A 21,980-nucleotide genomic window follows, 5' to 3' on the forward strand; every position below is an offset into this window, starting at 1 on the left:
CACCATGTCGGCCTGGCCGCGGCGGCCGAGCGCCTCGGGCGCGAGCCCGGCGGTGTGCGCCGAGCCGATGGCGAGCGCCGGCCCCGTTCCCGACGCGCCGGCGCGGCGCTCCAGGACCAGCCAGTGCGGCGCGAGACCGCCTTCCGTGCCGCCCGACATGACGATCGACACGCGCGCGACCTCGTCCGGAGGGAGATGGCGCGCTAGGACGGCGCGCATCTCCTTCACCGCGAAGGCGCGCGTGAAGTCGTTGACGCAGCCGTTGCCCTCGGTCTTGCCGAGGATGGCGACGATCCCGGCGGGCGCCACGCGGCCGTCGGCGATCGCCGCGTCGATCGGCACCACGTCGTCGGGTCCGCGCGCGGGAAACCGGTGAACGAGCGCCGTCATCACGGCAGCGCCTCGACGAACGCGGCGGACGAGGAGACCGCGCCGAACACCCCGCCCTGCATCTTCACCATCCGGATCGCGGCGAGATGGTTGCCGTGGTCGGTCGCGCCGCAGCAATCCTCCAGCAGCAGGCATTCGAACCCGCGGTCGTTCGCCTCGCGCATCGTGGTGTGCACGCAGACATCGGTGGTGATGCCGGTCAGCACGAGGTTGCGGATGCCGCGCATGCGCAGGAGCAGCTCGAAATCGGTGGCGCAGAACGTGCCCTTGCCGGGCTTGTCGATCACCGGCTCGCCGGGCAGCGGCGCAAGCTCCGGGATGATCTCCCAGCCCGGCTCGCCGCGCACCAGGATGCGGCCGCACGGCCCGGCATCGCCGATGCCCGCACCGATGCGCCGGGAGCGCCAGCGCTTGTTCTCCGGCAGGTCCGAGAGGTCCGGCCGGTGGCCCTCGCGGGTGTGGACGACGTGATAGCCCTTCGCCCGCATCGCCGCGAGGACGCGCGCGATCGGCGCGATCGGCGCGCGCGTCAGCGCGAGGTCGTAGCCCATCTTGTCGACATAGCCGCCGACCCCGCAGAAATCGGTCTGCATGTCGATGACGACGAGGGCGGTGTTGTCGGGGCGGAGCGCGCCGTCGAACGGCCAGGGATAGGGATCGGCCGGGACGACGGCGCCGCCGGCGCCGGCTTCGGCAGGATCGATCGCGAGCTGCATGGCGGGATCCCTCACTTCGTGATGGAAAGCTCGCCCGGCGCGCCCTTCAGGGCCCGCTTCGGCGAGGTCGAGGCGATCATGATGAGGAGCGTCAGCACGTAGGGCGCGGCGTTGAAGAAATAGTAGCCGGCGGTGACGCCGACCGACTGCAGCGCCGGGCCGAGCGCGCCGGCCGCGCCGAAGAGGAGCGCCGCGCCGAAGCAGGCGAGCGGGTTCCAGCGCGCGAAGATGACGAGGGCGACCGCCATCAGCCCCTGGCCGGACGACAGGCCCTCGCTCCAGCTCCCCGGATAATAGAGCGACAGGAACGCGCCGCCCACGCCGGCGAGAAAGCCGCCGATCGTGGTGGCGAGGAAGCGGACGAGATCGACCGAATAGCCCATGGCGAGGGCGGCCGGCGCGGAATCGCCGGTCATCCGCACGATCAGGCCGAAGCGCGTGTTGCGGAAGGCCCACCACATCAGCAGCGCGAGCGCGAGCCCGACGAGGAAGAGCGGATTGATCTGCAGCGCCGTCTGGAGCTGCGGGTTGTCCGACCAGGCCCCGAGCGGGAGCGAGGGAAGCCGCGGCGCCTGCGGCTGGATGTACGGCTTGCCGAGGAAGAAGGCGAGGCCGGTGCCGAACAGCATCAGCGCGATGCCGACCGCGATGTCGTTCACCTTCGGGAGCTTGCAGATATAGCCGTGGACGGCGCCGAAGACGGCGCCGGCGATCCCGGCCGCGACGACGCCGAGCCACGGCGAGCCGGTCTGGTAGGCGGCCGCATAGCCCGTCATCGCCCCGAAGACGAGCGTGCCCTCGAGGCCGAGATTGATGCGGCCCGACTTCTCGGTCAGGCATTCGCCGAGGCTGACGAACAGGAACGGGGTCGAGACGCGGATCGCGCCGGCGAGCATCGCCAGAAGGACGATCGAGAACTGGGAATCGCCGTTCATGGTCAGGCGCTCCTCGGACGGAGGAAGGGGATGCGGCCGTAGAGCGTCTCGCTCACGAGCAGGACCAGGAACATGAGCCCCTGCAGCACCTGCACGGTCGCGTCGGGCATGCCCATGCGGCGCTGGATCAGGCCGCCTGCCGCGGTGATGCCGCCGAGGAAGATGGCGACGGGGATGATGGCGAGCGGGTTCTGCCGCGCCAGGAAGGCGACCAGGATGCCGGTGAAGCCGTAGCCGGCCGCGATCGAGGCATTGGCCCGGCCCTGGATGGCGGCGACCTCGAAATAGCCGGCGAGGCCGGCGCAGGCGCCGGCGAGCGCGCAGGAGATCACGATCAGCCGGCCGACCGGCAGGCCCTGCGCCCGCGCCGCGCGGACATTGCCTCCGGTGATCCGCGCCGCGAAGCCGAAGGTCGTGCGGTTCATCAGCACCCAGACGAGGACCGCGAGCACGACGGCGACGGCGAGGCCCCAGTGGACGTCGAGGCCCGGAATCGCGCCGACCATGTTCTCCTTGCCGATCGTGGGCGTCGACGGCTTGTTCGGATTGCCCGGATCGCGGAGCGCGCCCTCCACGAAGAAGTTCATGATCGCGACGGCGATGTAGAAGAGGAGGAGGCTCGCGATCGTCTCGTTGACCCCGCGATAGTGCCGCAGCACGCCGACGAGACCGATCCAGGCGGCGCCGGAGAGGATCGCGGCGATCGCCATCAGCGGCATCACGACGAGCGGCGGCGCCCAGCCGATGAACGGGATCGCGATCGCCGCCGCCGCGAAGCCGCCGAGGACGAGCGCCCCCTCCCCGCCGATGACGACCATGCCGAGCCGGGCCGGGATCGCAACGCAGAGGGCCGTGAAGATGAGCGGGCCGGCGCGCACCAGCGTGTTCGTCCAGGAGAAGGGCGTGCCGAAGCCGCCGAGCCAGAGCAGCGAGAAGAACTGGGCCGGCGACTTGCCGAGCACGAGCAGGAAGATCGAGAACAGGATCGCCGCCGCCACCAGGGCGAAGAGCGGGATCAGGATCGCTTCGGCGGACCGGCCGAGCCGGGCGAGCAGGTCGCCCATCGGACGGAGGGGGATCGCGTTCACCTCGGCAGGACTGGTCGCGGTCACGGCACGCGCTCCTCGGAAGGGGTGAGCGGGCCGGCTCGTCCGCCGGCCCGGACAGCATCAGGTGATCGAGCCGACGACGCCCTCGACGAGGTAGTTCGTCTGCTCGAGCCAGACGTCGTAGGGCGCGTGCTCGGTGCCGGCGGCGATCACCTCCTTGCCGGCATTGTCCTTGAGCGGGCCGACGAAGATCGGCTTCAGCGCCTTCATGTCGGCCTTGGCCGCATCCGCCGCCTTGATCGCCTCGGGTGTGGCGCCGGCGCCGTAGGCGGTGTTCTGGACGTAGTCCTTGTCGTAGCCGCCGCGCACGAAGTTCGGCAGGGTCTCGCCCTTCGAGAGCGCGTCGGCGAACTGCGAGTAGATCGTGATCCACTTGTACTCGGCGCCGGTGATGAAGCCCTTCGGCGCGAGCGGCGCCTGGCTCGCATTGTGCCCGCAGGTCTTCACGCCGCGCGATTCGGCCGTCTCGATCACCACCTTCGGGCTGTCGACATGGCAGGTGACGACGTCGCAGCCGGCATCGACGAGCGCGTTCGCGGCCTCGGCTTCGCGCACCGGCATCGACCACTCGCCCGTGAAGATGACCTGGACGGTCGCGTTCGGATTCGCCTTCCGCGCCCCGAGGGTGAAGGCGTTGATGTTGAGGAGCACGGTGCCGATCGGCTTGGCGGCGACGAAGCCGAGCTTGTTCGATTTCGTCGCGAGGCCGGCGGCGACGCCGTCGACATAGTGCGCCTGGTCGAGATAGCCGTAATAGCTGCCGGCGTTCTTCGGATTCTTGTCGGTCCAGAGCCCGGCCGCATGCCGGAACTGCACGTCGGGATACTTCTCCGCCATGGCCAGCATGAACGGATCGAAATAGCCGAACGAGGTGGCGAAGATCAGGCCGGCGCCGTCGAGCTGGATCATGCTCTCCATGGTCTTGGAGACGGCGTCGGTCTCCGGGACGTTCTCCTCCTCGACCACCGTCACGCCGGGGATCGATTTCAGCGCCTCGGCGGCCACCGCGTGGGCCTGGTTCCAGCCGAAATCGTCGCGCGGGCCGACATAGACGATGCCGATCGTGAGCGGCGCCGCGAGCGCCGAACGGAGCGGCAGGATGCCGGAACCGAGGCCGAGCGCGCCGAGGGCCGCGCCCCCTTTCAGAATATTTCGGCGTGAGACTGCGAGATCAATCATGGAACCACCCTCACCTTTCGCCCAAAGAAGCCTGTCCCCAGACAGAAATTCTTGCAAATTACATGCCAATTACCTGTGCATGCCCCACCGCATGGAACGAGGACTTGGCTGGCGTCATCGCCCGAGCGAAGTCCGGCCGCATTGCGGCGCCGGCCGGATGCGCGGCGGCGGGACCGCGGCCGGGCGTCATGGCGCCCTCCCGGTCCCGGCCGGCGCGGCCGGCTTCGGTGCGGCGAGGAAGTCGTAGGTGCGGCCGAGGCGCCCGGCGAGATAGGCCGCGCCGCTGACCGGCGGATAGCGCGCCGGTCGCGCCGCCGAGACGCAGGTCGGCAGGCATGCGATCTCCGCGTCTGGGTTGGGATCGAGGAAGAAGGCGACCGAATAGCGCTCGCGCCCGCTCGCATTCACCACGCGGTGCGGCGTGGAGGCGTAGACGTCGTTCGTCCAGCGCATCAGGCAGTCGCCGATGTTGCAGACGAAGGTGCCCGGCATCGGCGGCGCCGCGATCCAGCCGCCGTCGCGCCGCTTCACCTCGAGGCCGCCGACGGAATCGGTGAGGAGGAGCGTGATGTCGCCGTAATCGGTGTGCTCGCCGGCGCCGATCTGGCCGGGCGCCACGCGCGCCGGCTGCGGCGGGTAGTGAAGCAGCCGGAGCGTCGCCATCGGCTGGTCGAGCTTGTCCTCGAAATAGTCTTCGTCGAGGCCGACATCGCGGGCGACGGCGCGGTGGAGCTGCCGCCCGACGCGCCACGCGGCGTCGAAATAGGCGAGCATCGTCTCGCGCCAGCCGGGCAGATCGGGCCACAGGTTCACGCCCCGGAACGGCTCGCCCGCGACGACCCGCGGATCGTCGGGCGCGAGGTCGAGGCCGATGTTGAACGCCTCCTTCAGGTCGGCCGCCTTGCCCGGGTCGAGGCTTTCCCCCTCGAGCGCGACATAGCCGCGATTGTGGGGCGAGCGCCTGATCGAGTACCTCTCCTTCTCCGCCGCCGGGAGCGCGAAGAGGGCGGCGGCCCCCGCGAAGACGGCCTCGATCAGCCTCGGGTCGATGCCGTGGCCCGCGAGATAGAAGAAGCCGACGCCGCGCGCGGCGGCGCCGACCGCCTCGGCGAGCCGGCCATAGGCGCCGGGCTCGCCGGCGACGGCGGCGGACATATCGATGATCGGCAGCGTCTCAGCCATGAACGCACTCCTCTCCCGGGCGGGGCTCTCCCGAGCGGGCCTCTCCCGAAGGGGGAGGAGCAAGCGGCGCGCCAGTTTCGGCCCGCCATGCGGTGCGGGGCGGGCGCGGCGGCACCGCACCGGCGCGGGCGTGGCGCGCTTCAGGCATCGGACCGCTCCGCGAAGGCGCGCCACCCGCCGTAGCGCGAAATGTCCTCCGCGCCGGCGAGCCCCTCCGCCTCCATCGTGAAGCCCTTCGGGGCGGTGCCGTCGGCGAGGCGCACCGTGCCGATCGCGAGCGGCGGCGGAACGGCGGCGACGAGCCCGCCGACCGCCGCGTCGGGGATCGCCCAGACCTCCGCCTCGATGGCATGGCCGGAGCCGGGCGCGCCCCGCAGGAGCCCCGGCCGCGCCGGCGGCGCGCCGGCAAGGGCGAAGAGGCGGTAGTCCGGCACTGTCGCGACCGTGCGAAGATAGCGGGCGCCCCGGCTCGTGAGCTCGTGATTGAGCGCCATGCCCGAAAGATGGGCACCGACCACGGCCAGCTCGGTCTCGCCGGCCTGCGCCTGCGGCGTACGGTCCGGGGCCTCAGGCAGCGCGTGACCCGTCGCGCCGAGGGTGAGTCCGGCCGCCTCGTGCAGGCGCTCGCCGAAGCCCGCGAGCAGCCCGTCGCTCCCCGCCGGCGCGATCAGCGTCACGCCCGAGGGGAAGCCGTCCGCGCGGAACCGGCCCGGCACCGCGAGCGCGGCGAGATCGAGGAGGTTCACGAAGTTCGTATAGGTGCCGAGCTCGCTGTTCGGCCGGATCGGATCGGCGGCGAGATCGGCCACGCTGCGCGGGCGCGGATAGGTCGGCACCGCGAGCATGTCGATCCGGGACCAGATCGGCTCGACCGCCCGCCGCAGCTCGGCGAGGCGGTAGAAGCCGGCGAAGACGTCGGCCGCCTGCATGGAGCGCGCGCTCTGGATGATGTCGCGCGTGACCGGAATCACGCTCTCGCCGTTCTGGTCGAGAAAGGTGCGGATCGCCTGGTACCGCTCGGCGACCCAGGGCCCGCCATAGAGAAGCTGGGCGACCTTCCGGAAGCCGGAGAAATCGACCTCGACGTTTTCCGCCCCGAGGCCCGCGACGTCGCCGAGGCTCGCGCGGAAGGCGGCCTCGGAGAGCCGGTCGCCGCCGAAGACGAGGCCGGCCGGGTCGGGGATGCCGATCCGGAGCTTCGGGGCGACCGGACCGAGCGGCCGGATGCCGACCGGTCTGGAATAGGGGTCGGCCGGGTCGTAGCCCGCGCAGACCTCGAGCACGCGATAGGCGTCGGCGACCGCGAGCGCGAACACCGACACGCAGTCGAGCGTGCGGCAGGCGGGGACGACGCCGCGGGTCGACACCGCCCCGAGCGTCGGCTTCAGGCCGACCACGTTGTTGAGGCCGGCCGGCACCCGCCCGGAGCCCGCAGTATCGGTCCCGAGCGCGAAGGAGACGATGCCGCGCGCGACCGAGACGGCGGAACCGGAGCTCGACCCGCCCGGCACGATGGCCGGGTCGAATGCGTTCCTGGGCACCGGATAGGGAGTCCTGACGCCGACCAGGCCGGTGGCGAACTGGTCGAGATTGGTCTTGCCGATCAGGATCGCGCCGGCCTCCTGAAGGCGCGCGACCGCGGGCGCGGTCTCGGCGGCGAGATAGGCGTAGTCCGGGCAGCCGGCGGTGGTCGGCATCCCGGCGACGTCGATATTGTCCTTGACGGCGAAGGGGATGCCCCAGAGCGGCCTGCCGGCCGGATCGCCGAGCGCGGCCGCCGCCGCCCGCGCCTTCCCGCGCCCGGCCAGGGCGATGAAGATGCCCGGGTCGCCGGCCGCCTCCAGCCGGGCGTGCACCTCGTCGACCACGGCAACCGGATCAAGGCCGTCCGCATAGGCGGCGCGGAGCGTGGCGAAATCGAAGGAGAGCGCTTCAAGGGACATTCCTGGTGTCTTCCCGGATGACATTCAGGCCGGCGGATGCGGGATCGCGGCGACGATGGCGCGCGCATGGTCGGCCTCGGGCGCGTTCTGCATGCGCGCCGCCGGCCCCTCCTCCACGATCCGCCCCGCGCGCATCACGATGATCTCAGGACCTCCCGACAGCTCATGACCGCCTCCAGGACCCGGGAGGCAGGGCAATGGTGCATGCGATAAGGAGAAATTGCATGCAGAAATGTTGTGCTGCATGCACAAAAACCGGGCATGCACACCGATTGAAATTCGTGCATTGTCCGGCAGCGGGATCCGACCCGCGTGGTTCCTGGGCAGATGAACAATCAGGACACACAGACCCGCACGGATCGGCTCGCCGAGGCCATCGCCGACGCGATCATGGCGGGCGGCTTCCAGCCGGGCGCGAAGCTCGACGAACAGATGCTTGCCGAGCGCTACGGCGTATCGCGGACCCCGGTGCGCGAGGCGCTGCGGCAGGTCGCCGCGACGGGGCTGATCGCGCTCCGGCCGCGCCGCAGCGCCATCGTGGCGACCGTGACGCCGGCGGAGCTCGAGACCCTGTTCGGCGCGATGGCGGAGCTCGAGGCGACCTGCGCGCGCATGTGCGCGATCAGCATGACGCCCATGGAGCGGCGGCGGCTCGAGGCGCTCCATGGCGCCATGCAGGCGATGGTGGCCGCCGGCGACGCCGAGGCCTACACCGACGCCAACCAGACCTTCCACAGCCAGATCTATGCCGGCACCCACAACGCCGTCATCGCCGAGATGACCGCGAACATGCGCCGCCGCCTGTCGCCGTTCCGGCGGGCGCAGTTCCGTGCCCCCGGCCGGCTCTCGCTGTCGCACGCCGAGCACGGCGCGGTGCTGCAGGCGATCCTCGCCGCCCGGGCGGCGGAGGCGCATGCGACGATGCTGCACCATGTCAGCCTCGTGGAGGACGCCTACGAGCAGCTGGTCGAGCAGGCTTCCGCCAGGCTGGCCTGACGGCGCGGATATTGGCGCGCTGCGCGCCTCTGCCCAATTCCGCGCCACGCACCCACGGTGGGCAGATCCGCCTTGACTCGACCGGGCGCGCTGCTAGCTTGTGAGCACATACCGGCCTCGGATGCCGGGCGGCTGACAAGCCTCGCAGGTCCTCGCTCCCGGAGCGCGGCCGCGGGGCTTTTTTATTGGACGGGTGCGTTGAAGCGACGGGTCGAGATCGGCATCCTCTATTCGCGGTCGGGGCACTATCCGCTCCTGTCCGAAGCCTGCCGCGCCGGCGCCCTGCTCGCGGTCGAACGGATCAACCGCGACCCGACGAAGGGCCTCGAGCTCGTCCCGGTCGAGCGCGACCCCGGCGGCAACATCGACCGGTACGCGCCGCTCTGCGACGAGATCCTGACGCGCTCCGCCGCCCGTCATATCATCGGGTGCATCACCTCCTGGAGCCGCAAGGAGGTGATCCCCGTGCTCGAGAAGCACGGCGGCACGCTGTGGTACGCCTGCCCCTATGAGGGCTTCGAGGCGAACGAGCACGTCGTCTACATGCATGCCTGCCCGAACCAGCAGATCGTGCCGCTCTTCGGCTATGCCGTGCCGCGCTTCGGGGCCGACGCGTTCCTGCTCGGCTCCAACTACATCTGGGGCTGGGAGACGAACCGCGTCGCCCGCGATCTCGTCTCCGATGTCGGCGGCCGCGTCCTCGGCGAACGCTACCTGCCGCTCGGCGACACCGATGTCGGGCGGCTCGTGGCCGAGATCCGGGCGACCGGGCCGAGCTTCGTCCTCAACAACCTGATCGGCCCCTCCTCCTACGCCTTCCTCAAGGCCTATGCCGCGCTCGGCGCCGCCGATCCCGCCTTCCGCCCCGACCGCCGCCCGGTTTTGAGCTGCAACCTCACGGAGGTCGAGCTGCCGGCGATCGGCCCGGCCGCCGACGGGCATCTTTCGGTCGGCCCCTATTTCCACGACGCCGGCGGCGACGATGCCTGGCTCGGTTCCCGGCCCGGCGAGCCGGCGCCCGCCGCCCTGCCCGGCCGCCCCTCCTCCTTCATGGCGGCCGCCTATAGCAGCGTCACCGTGCTTGCCGATCTCCTTGCGGCGGGCCTCGACCCCTCGGATTCGGCCGCCTTCGCGGGCCGGACCTTCGCGACCCCGCTCGGGCGGATCGCGATCGATCCGCAGACGCGGCATGCCAGCCTGCCGGTGAAGATCGCGCATGCGCAGGGCGGCGCCTTCGAGACGCTCGTGACGCTCGCAGACCGGCTCGCGCCCGACCCCTATCTCTCCCGCTACGACCCGGCGAAGGTCTTCGCGCGCCGCACGCTGAGGGTGGTGTCGTGAGGCGCGGCGGCGCCCGCATCCCCAATCTCGGCGGCGCCAGGGCGCTCGTCCTCCACCGGCCGCATGCGACGGTGACCGCGATCCTGCGCCAGCTCTCCGCCATCGGCCTGGAGGCGGCACAGTGCTGGCCCGTGCTGCCGCCGGAGGCGCTCGCCGCCGACTTCGTCTTCTTCGACGCCGATCTCGGCTTCGACGAGCAGTTCCCCTGGCCTCCCGGCGAAGCTCCGATGCCGCTCGTCGCGCTCATCGGGTCGGAGGCGCCCGGCCGCATCGAATGGGCGCTCTCCCAGAAGGCGGACGCGCACCTGCCGAAGCCGGTCGGCAATTCCGGCATCTACAGCGCGCTCCTGATCGCGCGCCAGGGCTTCGAGGCCCGGCGGAGCCTCGCCGACGAGATCCGCTCGCTCAGGGAACGCGTCGCGGAACGGCAGACGATCGTGAAGGCGGTCGCGGCCCTCGGCGGCGCAGGCCTCGACGAGGAGCGCGGCTTCGCGCAGCTGCGCGCGCTCGCCACGGGATGGCAGGTCACGATCGAGGAGGCCGCGCGCCGCGTGGTGGCGATGAAGGCGGGCAAGGACGACGATGACCGATCGAATCGCGCCTGAACCGGTCATCGCGGCCGCCCGGCCCCCGCGCGGCCCGCAAAGCGTGATCGGGCGGCTCGCCCGGCGCCCGCTCGCCCTGGTCGGCCTCGCCATCATCCTTCTCGCCGTCCTCGGCGCCGTCTTCGCGCCCTGGCTCACCGCCTACGACCCGAACGAGCAGCTCTTCGAGGGGCTCACGCTCGAGGGCGCGCCGCTGCCGCCGAACGCGCAGTTCCTTCTCGGCACCGACCTGCTCGGCCGCGACCTTCTGGCCCGCATCCTCTACGGGGCGCGCACGTCGCTGGTGATCGGCATCGTGGCGAACGGCGTCGCGCTTGCGATCGGCACGCTGGTCGGCGTCGTCGCGGGCTTCTTCCGCGGCCTCCTCGGCGCGGCCCTGATGCGCTTCACCGACCTCATGATGGCATTTCCGGCGCTTCTTCTCGCGATCTGCCTCGCGGCGATCTTCCGGCCGAGCCTCTGGATCGTGGCGATGGTGATCGCGCTCGTGAACTGGGTGCAGACCGCCCGCGTGGTCTACACGGAGACGAGCTCGCTCGCGCGGCGGGAATTCGTGGATGCGGAGCGCTCGCTCGGCGCCGGCACGCCGCGGATCCTCTTCCTGCACATCCTGCCGCACCTGCTGCCGACCATCATCGTCTGGGGCACGCTCGGCATCTCGACCACCGTGCTCCTGGAGGCGACGCTCAGCTATCTCGGGATCGGCGTGCAGCCGCCGACGCCCTCCTGGGGCAACATCATCTTCGAGAACCAGACCTATTTCCAGGCCGCGCCCTGGCTGGTGTTCTTCCCCGGCGCGGCGATCCTCGCGCTCGCCCTCGCCTTCAATCTCGTCGGCGACGCGCTGCGCGACGTGCTCGACCCGACCCAGCGGGGGCGGCTCGCATGATCGCCTATCTCGCGCGCCGGCTCGGCCAGGCCGTCCTCATCCTCTTCGGCGTCTCGGTCATCACCTTCGCGCTCCTCTATCTGCTGCCGGCCGATCCGGTCCGGCAGATCGCCGGGCGCAGCGCGACGCCGGAGACGGTCGCCAACATCCGCCGCGAGCTCGGCCTCGACCAGCCCTTCCTGGTCCAGTACGGGCGCTATCTCGCCGGCCTCCTCCAGGGCGATCTCGGCCGCTCCTACCTGCAGCGCTCCGAAGTCTCCGAGCTGATCGCGGCGCGGCTGCCGGCGAGCCTCCTCCTGATGGCGGGCGCCATCGCCTGCGAGCTCGTGTTCGGGCTGACCATGGGGCTGATCGCGGCGGTGAAGCGCGGCAGCGCGCTCGACCAGGGCCTGATGGTCGCCTCCTTCGTCGGGGTATCGGCGCCGCAATTCGTGGTCGGGCTTCTCCTCCTCTACGTCTTCGCCGTCCGGCTCGGCTGGTTTCCGATCGGCGGCTACGGCAGCTGGCGGCACCTCGTGCTCCCCTCCGTCACGCTCGGCATTCTCGGCGCCGGCTGGTACGCGCGCATGATGCGCTCCTCCATGCTGGACGTGCTCCGCCAGGACTACGTCCGCACCGCCCGCGCCAAGGGGCTCTCGCGCGCCGTCGTCCTCCTCCGCCACGCATTGCCGAACGCGATCCTGCCGGTCATCGCGATGGTCGGCATCGATATCGGCCTCTTCATGAGCGGCATCGTCGTCGTGGAGAGCGTGTTCGGCTGGCCCGGCATCGGCCAGCTCGCCTGGCAGGCGATCCAGCGCGTCGACATCCCGATCATCATGGGCGTCACGCTCGTCTCCGCCTGCGCGATCGTGCTCGGCAACCTCCTCGCCGACACGCTCGCCCCGTTCATCGATCCCCGGATCAAGCTGCAATGATCTGCGACCCGCCACAGAAAGGACGGACAGCGATGAAGACCTGGCTCAAGACGAGCGCCGCCGCCTCCGCGATCGGCCTCGGGCTCCTGACGGCACCCGCCTTCGCCCAGAGCGCGGATAGCGGCGCGGACAGCGGCGCGGATGGCGGCGCGAAGGACGGCGGCAGCATCGTCATCACCTACAAGGACGACGTCGCCACGCTCGATCCGGCGATCGGCTATGACTGGCAGAACTGGTCGATGATCAAGAGCCTGTTCGACGGCATGATGGGCTACGAGCCGGGCACGACGACGCTCAGGCCGGATCTCGCCGAGAGCTACGACATCTCCGAGGACGGCAAGACCTTCACCTTCCATCTGAGGAGCGGCGTGAAGTTCCACAACGGCCGCGAGATGACGGCCGACGACGTCAAATATTCGCTCGACCGCGTCACCAACCCGAAGACGCAGAGCCCGGGCGCCGGCTTCTTCGGCTCGATATCGGGCTATGACGAGGTCGCCGCGGGCAAGGCGGAGACGCTCTCCGGGGTGAGCGTGGTCGATCCGCACACGGTCAGGATCGAGCTGTCGCGGCCGGACGCCACCTTCCTCCACGTGATGGCGCTCAACTTCGCCTCGGTCGTGCCGAAGGAGGCGGTCGAGCAGTACGGCGCCGATTTCGGCAAGCATCCGGTCGGCACCGGCGCCTTCAAGCTCGCCGAATGGACGCTTGGCCAGCGCCTCGTCTTCGAGAAGAACAAGGACTACTGGCGAAAGGGCGTGCCGCATCTCGACCAGATCACCTTCGAGGTCGGGCAGGAGCCCATCGTCGCGCTCCTCCGCCTGCAGCGCGGCGAGGTCGACGTCCCCGGCGACGGCATCCCGCCGGCGAAGTTCCTCGAGGTCATGAACAATCCGGAGACGAAGGCGCAGGTGGTCGAGGGCGGCCAGCTCCATACCGGCTACATCACGATGAACGTGACGATGAAGCCCTTCGACAAGAAGGCGGTGCGCCAGGCGGTGAACATGGCGATCAACAAGGAGCGGATCGTCAAGATCATCAACAACCGGGCGGTGCCGGCGAACCAGCCGCTGCCGCCCTCCATGCCGGGCTACGACAAGGCGTACAAGGGCTACGCCTACGACCCGCAGAAGGCGAAGGCGATGCTCGCCGAGGCGGGCTTCCCGAACGGATTCGAGACCGAGCTCTACGCCATGAACACGGATCCGAACCCGCGCATCGCGCAGGCGATCCAGCAGGATCTCGCCGCAATCGGCATCAGGGCGGAGCTCAAGGCGCTCGCCCAGGCGAACGTCATCGAGGCGGGCGGCCAGAAGGACCAGGCGCCGATGATCTGGTCCGGCGGCATGGCCTGGATCGCAGACTTCCCGGATCCCTCCAACTTCTACGGGCCGATCCTCGGCTGCGCGGGCGCGACGGAAGGCGGCTGGAACTGGTCGTGGTACTGCAACGAGGCGCTCGACAAGGAGGCGGCCGAGGCGGATTCGATCGTCGATCCGGCCAAGGCCGACGAGCGCAGCAGGATGTGGAGCGACGTCTACGGCAAGATCATGGAGGACGCGCCCTGGGCGCCCGTCTTCAACGAGCAGCGCTTCACGATGAAGTCGAAGCGCATGGGCGGCGACGACAGCCTCTATGTCGATCCCGTCGCGATCCCCGTCAATTACGACTACGTGTACGTGACCGATGTGCAGTAGCTGCGACCACACGATCCACAGCCGCCACCATCATTTCGGCTGGGACAACGGCATCGCGCCGGTGGCGCGCGTCGCCCCCGGCGCGACCGTCGAGTTCGAGTGCCTCGATTCCTCGGGCGGGCAGCTCACGGCGCACTCCACCCTCGCCGACGTGGCGGCGCTCGATTTCGGAAGGATCAACCCGGTCACGGGCCCGATCCACGTCGAGGGCGCGGAGCCCGGCGACGCGCTCAAGATCACGATCGAGGCGTTCCGGCCGTCGGGCTTCGGCTGGACGGCGAACATTCCGGGCTTCGGGCTGCTCGCCGACGACTTCAGGGACCCGGCGCTCACGATCTGGACCTACGATCCGGATTCGCTCGCCCCGGCCGCGTTCGGACCCTCGGGCCGGGTGCCGCTCAAGCCCTTCGCCGGCACGATCGGCAATGCGCCGGCCGAGCCGGGGCACCATTCGGTGGTGCCGCCGCGGCGTGTCGGCGGCAATCTCGACATCCGCGATCTTGCGGCCGGCACGGTGCTCTATCTGCCGGTGGAGGTGCCGGGCGCGCTCTTCTCGGTCGGCGACACGCATGCCGCGCAGGGCGACGGCGAGGTCTGCGGCACGGCGATCGAGAGCCCGATGAACGTGGTCCTCACCTTCGACCTCGTGAAGGACGCGCGGCTGAAGATGCCGCGCTTCACCACGCCCGGGCCGGTCACCCGCCATCTCGACGCCAAAGGCTACGAGGTGACGACCGGCATCGGCCCGGACCTCATGGAGGGCGCGAAGGCGGCGGTCGCGCAGATGGTCGACCTCCTCGCCGGCCGCTACGGGCTCGATCCGGTCGACGCCTACATGCTGGTCTCGACCTGCGGCGACCTCCGCATCAGCGAGATCGTCGACATGCCGAACTGGGTCGTCTCCTTCTACTTCCCGCGCTGCGTCTTCGAATGAGGCGCGCGGCGGAGCCGGGGGCCGGGACGGCCGAGCGCGCCAAGCTGCCAAGCGGGGCGCCGGGCGGCGAGCCGGTGCTCGCCGTCGAGGACCTCACCGTGGTCGTCGGCGGGGCGGAAGGCCCGCGGCCGGTCGTCTCCGGCCTCTCCTTCGCGCTCGGCCGCGGCGAGACGCTCTGCATCGCCGGCGAGTCCGGATCCGGCAAGTCGATGACCGCGCTCGCCATCATGGGCCTCCTGCCGCGGCCGGCGGCGCGGCTTGCCGGCGGCGCCATCCGGCTCGGCGGCCGCGACCTCACGAAGCTCGGCGAAGGCGCGATGCGGCGCATCCGCGGCGACCGCATCGCCATGATCTTCCAGGAGCCGATGACCTCGCTCAATCCGGTGCTGACGATCGGCCGCCAGCTCGTCGAGGCGATCGAGACCCATACCGGCGTCGGCCGCGGCGAAGCGCGGATGGGCGCCGTCGAGGCGCTGCGGGCGGTGCGCATCCCCGAGGCGGAAAGCCGGATGGGGCACTATCCGCACGAGCTTTCCGGCGGCATGCGCCAGCGCGTGATGATCGCGATGGCGCTCGCGCTCCGCCCCGACGTGCTGATCGCCGACGAGCCGACCACCGCGCTCGACGTCACCGTCCAGGGCGAGGTGCTGGAGCTGCTGCGCGATCTCCAGCGCGCGTTCGGCACGAGCATCATCCTCATCACGCACGACATGGGCGTCGTCGCGGAAATGGCCGACCGCGTCATCGTGATGCGCGAGGCGCGGATGGTGGAGGAAGGCCCGGCGGGCGAGCTCTTCGCGCGCCCGAAGGCGCCGTACACGAAGGCGCTCCTCGCCGCCGTGCCGCGGATCGGGACGGGCGCCGCGCGCCCGCATCCGCGGCCCGCGGGCGAGCGGAAGCCGGCCCCGGTCGCCCTCGTCAAGGACCTCACGGTGCGCTTCGACCTCCGCGGCGGCTTCCTCAACCGCGTGAACCGGCGGGTCCATGCCGTCGAGGGGATCTCCTTCGAGATCGCCCCCAACGAGACGCTCTCGCTCGTCGGCGAATCGGGCTGCGGCAAGTCGACCACCGCCAAGGCGATCGCCGGCCTGGTGCCCTATGCCGGCGACGTCGTGATCGCCGGCCGCAATCTCGCCGGGCTCGACCGGCGGCAGGCGAAGGCGGTCCGCCGCGACGTGCAGATGATCTTCCAGGACCCGTTCGCCTCGCTCGATCCGCGCATGCGCGTGGGCGACCTCGTCGCCGAGCCGATGGCGATCCACGGCGTCGCCGCGCGTGCCGAGCGGCGCGACCGCGTCGCCGCGCTCTTCGGGCGGGTCGGGCTCTCGCCGGACCAGATGGAGCGCTATCCGCACGAATTCTCCGGCGGGCAGCGCCAGCGCATCTGCATCGCGCGCGCGCTCGCGCTCCGCCCGAAGCTCATCGTCGCCGACGAGAGCGTCTCCGCCCTCGACGTCTCCGTCCAGGCGCGGGTGCTTGCGCTGCTGCGCGAGCTGCAGGCGGAGTTCGGCATCGCCTATCTCTTCATCTCGCACGACATGGCGGTGGTGGAGAACATTTCCGACCGGGTGGCGGTCATGTATCTCGGCCAGATCGTCGAGACCGGCACGCGCGACCAGATCTTCTCGAACCCGCAGCACCCCTATACGCGGCGCCTCATCGAGGCGGTGCCGGTGCCGGATCCGGCGCGGCGCCGGCGCGCCTTCCCGCGCATGGACCGGGACATGCCGAGCCCGGTCCGCCCGCTCGGCGACGAGCCCGCCCGGCTGGCGCTCCGCGACATCGGCGACGCGCATCTGGTGGCGGCATGACCCGGCCGGGGCCGGCAGGAGGATGCGGCCGACGCACGAGCGGGCCGGCGCCGGATTCGGCTCGCCCCGGCGCGGCGGATCGCCTATCCTGCCTGCGCGGCATGCCGCCCGCTTCCTTGACAGGCGCCGGGCGGCCCGCTACGCGCCGTCCCGCGGCCCGAAACGCCGCGGCCGGGGCCCCGTAGCTCAGTAGGATAGAGCATCAGATTCCTAATCTGAGGGTCACAGGTTCGAATCCTGTCGGGGTCACCAAAACAGCAGTTTTCAAACGTTCGCCTACTTGGTAGCAATAAGCTGGCAATCGCCTAGCATCTTTTCAGGGCAACGTCCTAGCTGACCACGATCTGGCGCTGTCTCGAATGAGGCGCGTCACACCGAAAATGATAAGCTGGAACTTTTATTTCGGTGGCGAGCGCCGTTTCCCGAACGACGGGGCTGATATAGAAGTAGCATGATCGAGCGCCCCAAGCCTCGGTGGCGGGGGAGGCTCCGCAACCTTTGAAGCAAGGTAGCGAGCAATCAGATCTTCGGCATTTGAAGCGCTTTGTGAATCGTCGTCCCTTTCACCCTCTCCTGTTTTCCTAGAGCGCGCTCTGGCGTGCGCCACCGACCTCAGAGCAGCATACACCGAGACAGGCCCAGTCGCGGTCAGGTGCCGTCCATCTGCAAGAGTGGCGCTGAACGTGACTTGCTGATTTTGACTGCCGGCAGCCGCGCCCACTATTGCTCCTACCGGCCCAAACAGGAGGCCTAGCCCCAATGCCGCTACTCCCGCTGCGCCTGCCTCCGGCCCACTGGCAAGTTCGTCAACCGCGATCACTGATCCGATTCCGATCCGCTCGCGTCGGAAGTGGCTTCCTACCGGCTTCAGAGTCAGAGCGCTGCCCGACAATTTGCCGGTGCTCCCCGGCGAGAAGTCGCCACCAACAACTTTGAAGGCAGTCATTTGCGGTTCCCCAAGGTGCAATCTCCTCAGTAGCGAACGCAACTCCTTAAGGTTGAATAGGTCGTTAACGTCTCAGTTGTTGACGTCACGGTGGGAGGCTGTCACCGGTGAGTCCGCGAGCTACCGACGCGGGTCGATTTACGTCACCTCAATGGCATTCGACGCGCCTCGGCCGGCGCGCCGGCGCGTCATTCCCAGGCGTCGACATGAGGCGACCGGTCGACCAGATCCCGCCGCGCCAGGCTCTCCGCCGGCCACAAGGCGTTCGGATCGTAGAAGACGGGAAACGCCGGGACGGAATCGTCCAGCACCAGCCAGGGCAGCTTCGAGCGCGTGAAGATGTGCGCGCTCGGGGGACAGGCGCCCGGCTCGTCCAGGGTCCCGACCCGAACGAACGCGAGCTTGCGCCGGCGCGTGGGGTAGTGGCTCCAGAGCGCCACGCGGCAGACCGGGCAGTGCCAGATCTCCTGCCCCTTGCCGCTCGCGGAAGGCGTCACCACCGGCTCGGGGCTGCCCTCGGTGACGCTCACCGCGCTGCCTTCGACGATGGCGTTGAGCGCGAAGGCCGAGCCGGTTTCCCTCTGGCAGTCGGTGCAGTGGCAGCAATGGGTGAACATGGGCCGAACCGCCACCGAATAGCGCACCGCGCCGCACGCGCATCCGCCGTTCTGCCAATGATTCATGCTCGGGCACCTCGTGGGTTCGGATCGCAGCACGGGCGACACCCGCCGCGTGCGCCGCCGCGCGATGTTGCGACGGGGACTGGTGATTACCCCTTTGAACCGGATCTCGCGAGATCTTGGCCGGCGGGTCTGCCATCGCGGCGTCGGCGGAGGAGCCGAAGCTTGGTCCGGGACAGTGCCGCGCCGGCGACCCGAAGCGCGCGCCTGATGCGCCGCGGCCGCCCGTCCGGGATCAGCGATGCGACGGGTCCAGCTCGGCTGCGGCGGCGCTCATTGCCGGCGGGGTGGCGGTATCGACGCGTGCCACGACGGACATGCCGGGCGCCAGCCGGTCCGTCAGCGGCTGGCCGGGATCGATCGCGATCCGGACCGGCAGGCGCTGCGCCACCTTCGTGAAGTTGCCGGTCGCATTGTCGGCCTTCAGCACGCTGAACTCGGAGCCCGTCGCCGGCGAAAAGCGCTCGATGCGGCCCGTCAGCTCGGCGTGGCCGAGCGCGTCCACGGTGAACCGGACCGGCTGGCCGACCCGCATGCCCGCAAGCTGCGTCTCCTTGAAGTTGGCGACCACCCAGATCCGTTCCGGGACGAGCGCGACGAGCTGCGTGCCCGCGCTCACATACTGCCCGGGCCGGGCGCCGACCTCGCCCAGCCGCCCGGCCTGCGGCGCCGTGATCCGGGTATTCTGGAGATCGATCTCGGCGAGCCGGACCGCGGCTTCCGCTGCCGCGACGGCCGCCTCGAGCGACTTCCTGCCGACGATCGTCGCCTGGAGGTTCTCCTTGGAGACCTCCAGCTGGGCGACGGCCTGGTCGTAGGCGGCCCGCGCCTGTTCGAAGGCGGAGCGCGCCTTGTCCGCATCGCTCTGGGTGCCGGCGCCCCGCTTCAGCAGCTCGGAGGCGCGGTCCCAGCTCGCCTCGGCGACGTCGAGAGCTGCCTTGGCGCCCTCGATCTGGGCCTCGACCGCCCTCACCTGCGCCTCGGCCGAGGCGCGCTGCTGCTCCGAATTGTCGAGCGCCGCCTTCTGGGTCGCGAGCGTCGCCTGCGCCTGCGCCACCTTTTCGCTGAAGATGCGGTCGTCGAGGCGGACGAGGAGCTGCCCCTTCTCGACCCTCTGGTAGTCCTGCACGGCGACCTCCGCGACATAGCCCGCAAGCTGCGGCGCGATGATCGTGACCTGCCCGCGGACATAGGCGTTGTCGGTCGTCTCCACGCTGCTCGTGAAGGGCGGCAGCTGCCACACATAGAGGACGAGCGTGACCCCGGCCGCCCCGAGCAGCAGGGCGACGAGGGAATGGCGGAGGAACTTCAGCATGGCGGAACCCGGATTCAGGCGGACGCGGTGGCGAGCGGGCCGCGGAGGCGGGCACGGAGCGCGTCCGCGCCCATGTGGACGAGAAGCGCGGCGAACGCGAAGAGCGCGAGCGCGGCGATGACGAGGAAGGCGTCGTTGTAGGCGAGCACGTTCGCCTCCCGCGTCGCCTGCTGGGCAAGGAGCGCCGTCCCCTCGGCGCTCCGCAGCACGGGGTCCGTCAGGACGCGGGCATAGGCGCCGGAGAGCTGGCCGACGCGCGCGGCGACGAGCGGATCGGTGAGCGCGACGTGCTCCACGAGAAGGCTCGAATGGAACTTCTCCCGGATCGTCACGAAGGTCCCGAACACGGCCGCGCCGAGAAGGCCGCCGAGGCTCTGCGTCGTGAGGAACACGATGACGAAGCTCAGGATGTAGTTCGGGCCCTTCTTCAGCGCCGACATCAGCCCGCTCGAAAGCGCCGGCGGCAGGAACAGCGCTCCCGCGAAGGCGATGATCGCCTGGCTCAGATACATGTTCTCCGGACGGGTCAGGCTGGTGGCGCGCGAATCCATGAAGGCCCCGACGGCGATGAGGGCGAGCGCGACGAGGTGGATCTTCGGTTCGCGGCCGACCTTCATCACGGCAGCGCAGGCGAGGCCGCCGGCGATCGTGGCGGCGAGGATGACGACATAGAGGCCGCGCGTCTGGTCGTTGGTCAGGCCGAGCGCCTGGAACAGGCCGGACGCCCCGGACGTCTGCTCGGAGAGCACGATCCTGAAGAGAAGCAGCGCCGCCATGAAGTGCACCACCGGCGGGCTCACCAGCCAGCGTATGTCGAGGAGCGGGTTCTTCCGCCCGAGCTCGATGATGGCGGCGACCGTGACGCTTGCAACCGCGAGCACGAGAAGCACGCCCAGGAACGGCGCCTCGAGCCACCAATAGAGCTTGCCGAGCACCAGCACGATCGCGGCGGCCCCGAAGCCGATCGCAACAAGCAGATAGCTCACCACGTCGAGCGGTCCGATGACCTTGGCGTGGGGGATGGGCGCGAGCGGCAGGAGGAAGACGAATGCGAAGGCGACGAGCGCGAGCCCGAGTTCGAGCATCGCCAGGGCATGCCAGCCGCCGAGATCGAGGAGAGCCGGGGAGATGATACGCGCGAGCGGCGCTCCGAGCGAGATGTTGGTGAGCGCGAGCGAGAGGCCGACATTCAGCTTTCTCTGCGGCGGGAACGGCTCGAGCATGTAGAGAAAGCCGAGGCTCGACATCGGCGCGGCCGCGATTCCGCTCATGAAGCGCACCGCGACGGCCGAATGGAGATCGCCCACGAAGAGGTTCAAGACGGAGGCGAACACGAATCCGAGGATGCTGAGCTCGGCGAAGTTCCTGAGCCCGTACTGCGTCCTGAGCTTGATGAGGGCGAGCGCGAGGGAGACGTTCGGCGCCATGTAGGCGGCGACGAGCCACGTCGCCTCGACGCTGGTCGCGCCGAAGGCGCCCTGGACCTGCGTCAGGTTGGCGGTGACGAGGTTCATGCCGAGGCCCTGCGTCAGCGCGAGGAGCAGCGAGGCCGTCATGCAGGCTGCGGCGCGCGGCCACGGCATCGGCACGAAGGGCGGCGGAGCCGCGGCAGGCTTCGGCGGATCCGCGGCAGGCATCGGCGGATCCGCGGCCGGGCGCGGCGGCGGCGGGGCGGGGGTGGAGGCGGCCGGGATCTCTTCCGGCGCGGCGGCGCGGTCGGCGTACATCGGCGTGCCGCTCAGGAACAGACGGCGATGTTCCCGGCGACGGTGCGCAGGACGCGCGTCGCGACCGCGAGCTCGTCCTCCGGGATGCCGTGAAGGACGTGGTTCCGCAGCCGCGCCGTGAAACGCAGGATCTCGTCGGCCTGGCTGCGCGCGGCATCGGTCAGGAAGATGCGCTTCACCCTGCGGTCACCCTCGGCCGCCCGCCGCTCCACCAGCCCCTGCGCCTCCAGCCCGTCGATGAGCCTGACCATCGTCGGCTGCTCGACCTCGAGGATGTCGGCGAGTTCCGTCTGGGTGGGGCCGTCCTGCCGCGCAAGCTGCAGGAAGAGGCGCGCGCGCGAGAAGGTAAGCCCGTGCGCCTTGGCATGCGCGTCGAACAGGGTCCTGAGCTTGCGGTTCACGGCCGTGAGCTCGTCGAGAAAGGGAACCGGAGGCAGCGAGCCCATAACCTAATCCACGTATATCTATGTCGTGCTAATAATATGTTCGCTACATAATATCAATCCTCCGATTCTTCAAGGGCGTCGCGCGCGCGGGCCGGCCGGCCTCCCGACCGGGCGGGTCCGCGCCGTGCGCAAGGGCTTGGCGGGCCGCGGAGCGGCTCCGTATGCGGCGAGCGGAAGGGCGCGTCAGGACATGCCGGACGCCGCGGCGGGCCGGGAAAGCGG

At 70.2% G+C, this 21,980-nt stretch carries 19 protein-coding genes and 1 tRNA gene; 9 read left to right on the forward strand and 11 right to left on the reverse strand.

Features of this window, described 5'->3' with window-relative positions:
- The 7 genes from E4O86_RS13695 to atzF all read right to left on the reverse strand — a co-directional run.
- On the reverse strand, window positions 1-390 hold a 390-nt coding region (locus E4O86_RS13695; protein WP_281351612.1), incomplete at its 3' end, for a ring-opening amidohydrolase.
- Entirely contained in the window at window positions 390-1,106 is a 717-nt protein-coding gene (biuH, locus tag E4O86_RS13700) for a biuret amidohydrolase (protein WP_161141113.1), read from the reverse strand. The genes biuH and E4O86_RS13695, both read right to left, overlap by 1 nt.
- 11 nt (window positions 1,107-1,117) lie before the next feature.
- Window positions 1,118-2,041: an ABC transporter permease gene (locus E4O86_RS13705; protein ID WP_161141114.1), complete on the reverse strand. Its 924-nt coding sequence runs from the start codon at window positions 2,039-2,041 to the stop codon at window positions 1,118-1,120.
- 2 nt (window positions 2,042-2,043) lie between these two features.
- Complete coding sequence (locus E4O86_RS13710) at window positions 2,044-3,105, reverse strand: ABC transporter permease (protein ID WP_161141137.1); 1,062 nt, start codon at window positions 3,103-3,105, stop codon at window positions 2,044-2,046.
- Window positions 3,106-3,210: 105 nt separating this feature from the next.
- Window positions 3,211-4,329, reverse strand: coding sequence for a BMP family ABC transporter substrate-binding protein (locus E4O86_RS13715; protein ID WP_161141115.1), 1,119 nt, complete (start codon window positions 4,327-4,329; stop codon window positions 3,211-3,213).
- Between the two features lie 186 nt (window positions 4,330-4,515).
- Window positions 4,516-5,511, reverse strand: a complete 996-nt coding sequence (locus E4O86_RS13720) for an isopenicillin N synthase family dioxygenase (protein ID WP_161141116.1) — start codon at window positions 5,509-5,511, stop codon at window positions 4,516-4,518.
- Window positions 5,512-5,651: 140 nt separating this feature from the next.
- Window positions 5,652-7,454: an allophanate hydrolase gene (atzF, locus tag E4O86_RS13725; protein WP_161141117.1), complete on the reverse strand. Its 1,803-nt coding sequence runs from the start codon at window positions 7,452-7,454 to the stop codon at window positions 5,652-5,654.
- A 327-nt stretch (window positions 7,455-7,781) separates the two neighbouring features.
- Between atzF and E4O86_RS13730 the strand changes: the two genes are divergently transcribed.
- The 9 genes from E4O86_RS13730 to E4O86_RS13770 all read left to right on the forward strand — a co-directional run bounded on the left by E4O86_RS13730 (window position 7,782) and on the right by E4O86_RS13770 (window position 16,896).
- Window positions 7,782-8,450, forward strand: a complete 669-nt coding sequence (locus E4O86_RS13730; protein ID WP_161141118.1) for a GntR family transcriptional regulator — start codon at window positions 7,782-7,784, stop codon at window positions 8,448-8,450.
- 198 nt (window positions 8,451-8,648) lie between these two features.
- Window positions 8,649-9,791: a transporter substrate-binding protein gene (locus E4O86_RS13735; RefSeq protein ID WP_161141119.1), complete on the forward strand. Its 1,143-nt coding sequence runs from the start codon at window positions 8,649-8,651 to the stop codon at window positions 9,789-9,791.
- Window positions 9,788-10,396, forward strand: a complete 609-nt coding sequence (locus E4O86_RS13740; protein ID WP_161141120.1) for an ANTAR domain-containing protein — start codon at window positions 9,788-9,790, stop codon at window positions 10,394-10,396. Before E4O86_RS13735 ends, E4O86_RS13740 begins: the two co-directional genes overlap by 4 nt.
- Window positions 10,374-11,285 (forward strand): ABC transporter permease, encoded by a 912-nt coding sequence (locus tag E4O86_RS13745; RefSeq protein WP_161141121.1) that lies wholly within the window; start codon window positions 10,374-10,376, stop codon window positions 11,283-11,285. Before E4O86_RS13740 ends, E4O86_RS13745 begins: the two co-directional genes overlap by 23 nt.
- Window positions 11,282-12,202 (forward strand): ABC transporter permease, encoded by a 921-nt coding sequence (locus E4O86_RS13750; RefSeq protein ID WP_161141122.1) that lies wholly within the window; start codon window positions 11,282-11,284, stop codon window positions 12,200-12,202. Before E4O86_RS13745 ends, E4O86_RS13750 begins: the two co-directional genes overlap by 4 nt.
- A gap of 32 nt (window positions 12,203-12,234) precedes the next feature.
- Complete coding sequence (locus E4O86_RS13755; protein WP_161141123.1) at window positions 12,235-13,899, forward strand: ABC transporter substrate-binding protein; 1,665 nt, start codon at window positions 12,235-12,237, stop codon at window positions 13,897-13,899.
- Window positions 13,889-14,833: an acetamidase/formamidase family protein gene (locus E4O86_RS13760; RefSeq protein WP_161141124.1), complete on the forward strand. Its 945-nt coding sequence runs from the start codon at window positions 13,889-13,891 to the stop codon at window positions 14,831-14,833. The genes E4O86_RS13755 and E4O86_RS13760 overlap by 11 nt, the downstream gene beginning before the upstream one ends.
- Window positions 14,830-16,644, forward strand: coding sequence for an ABC transporter ATP-binding protein (locus tag E4O86_RS13765; RefSeq protein WP_161141125.1), 1,815 nt, complete (start codon window positions 14,830-14,832; stop codon window positions 16,642-16,644). The genes E4O86_RS13760 and E4O86_RS13765 overlap by 4 nt, the downstream gene beginning before the upstream one ends.
- A 175-nt stretch (window positions 16,645-16,819) precedes the next feature.
- Window positions 16,820-16,896, forward strand: a tRNA-Arg gene (locus E4O86_RS13770).
- 882 nt (window positions 16,897-17,778) lie between these two features.
- Here the strand turns inward: E4O86_RS13770 and E4O86_RS13775 are convergent.
- The 4 genes from E4O86_RS13775 to E4O86_RS13790 form a co-directional block, all read right to left on the reverse strand.
- A complete protein-coding gene (locus tag E4O86_RS13775) occupies window positions 17,779-18,273 on the reverse strand; it encodes a GFA family protein (protein ID WP_161141126.1) in 495 nt (164 codons plus the stop codon).
- 232 nt (window positions 18,274-18,505) lie between these two features.
- Window positions 18,506-19,585, reverse strand: a complete 1,080-nt coding sequence (locus E4O86_RS13780; protein ID WP_161141127.1) for an HlyD family secretion protein — start codon at window positions 19,583-19,585, stop codon at window positions 18,506-18,508.
- A 14-nt stretch (window positions 19,586-19,599) separates the two neighbouring features.
- Entirely contained in the window at window positions 19,600-21,168 is a 1,569-nt protein-coding gene (locus tag E4O86_RS13785) for an MFS transporter (RefSeq protein WP_161141138.1), read from the reverse strand.
- Between the two features lie 155 nt (window positions 21,169-21,323).
- Window positions 21,324-21,758 (reverse strand): MarR family winged helix-turn-helix transcriptional regulator, encoded by a 435-nt coding sequence (locus tag E4O86_RS13790; protein WP_161141128.1) that lies wholly within the window; start codon window positions 21,756-21,758, stop codon window positions 21,324-21,326.
- Window positions 21,759-21,980: the final 222 nt, after the last annotated feature.

Origin of the sequence: Propylenella binzhouense (assembly GCF_009866965.1) — a bacterium.
GTDB classification, from domain to species: domain Bacteria; phylum Pseudomonadota; class Alphaproteobacteria; order Rhizobiales; family Afifellaceae; genus Propylenella; species Propylenella binzhouense.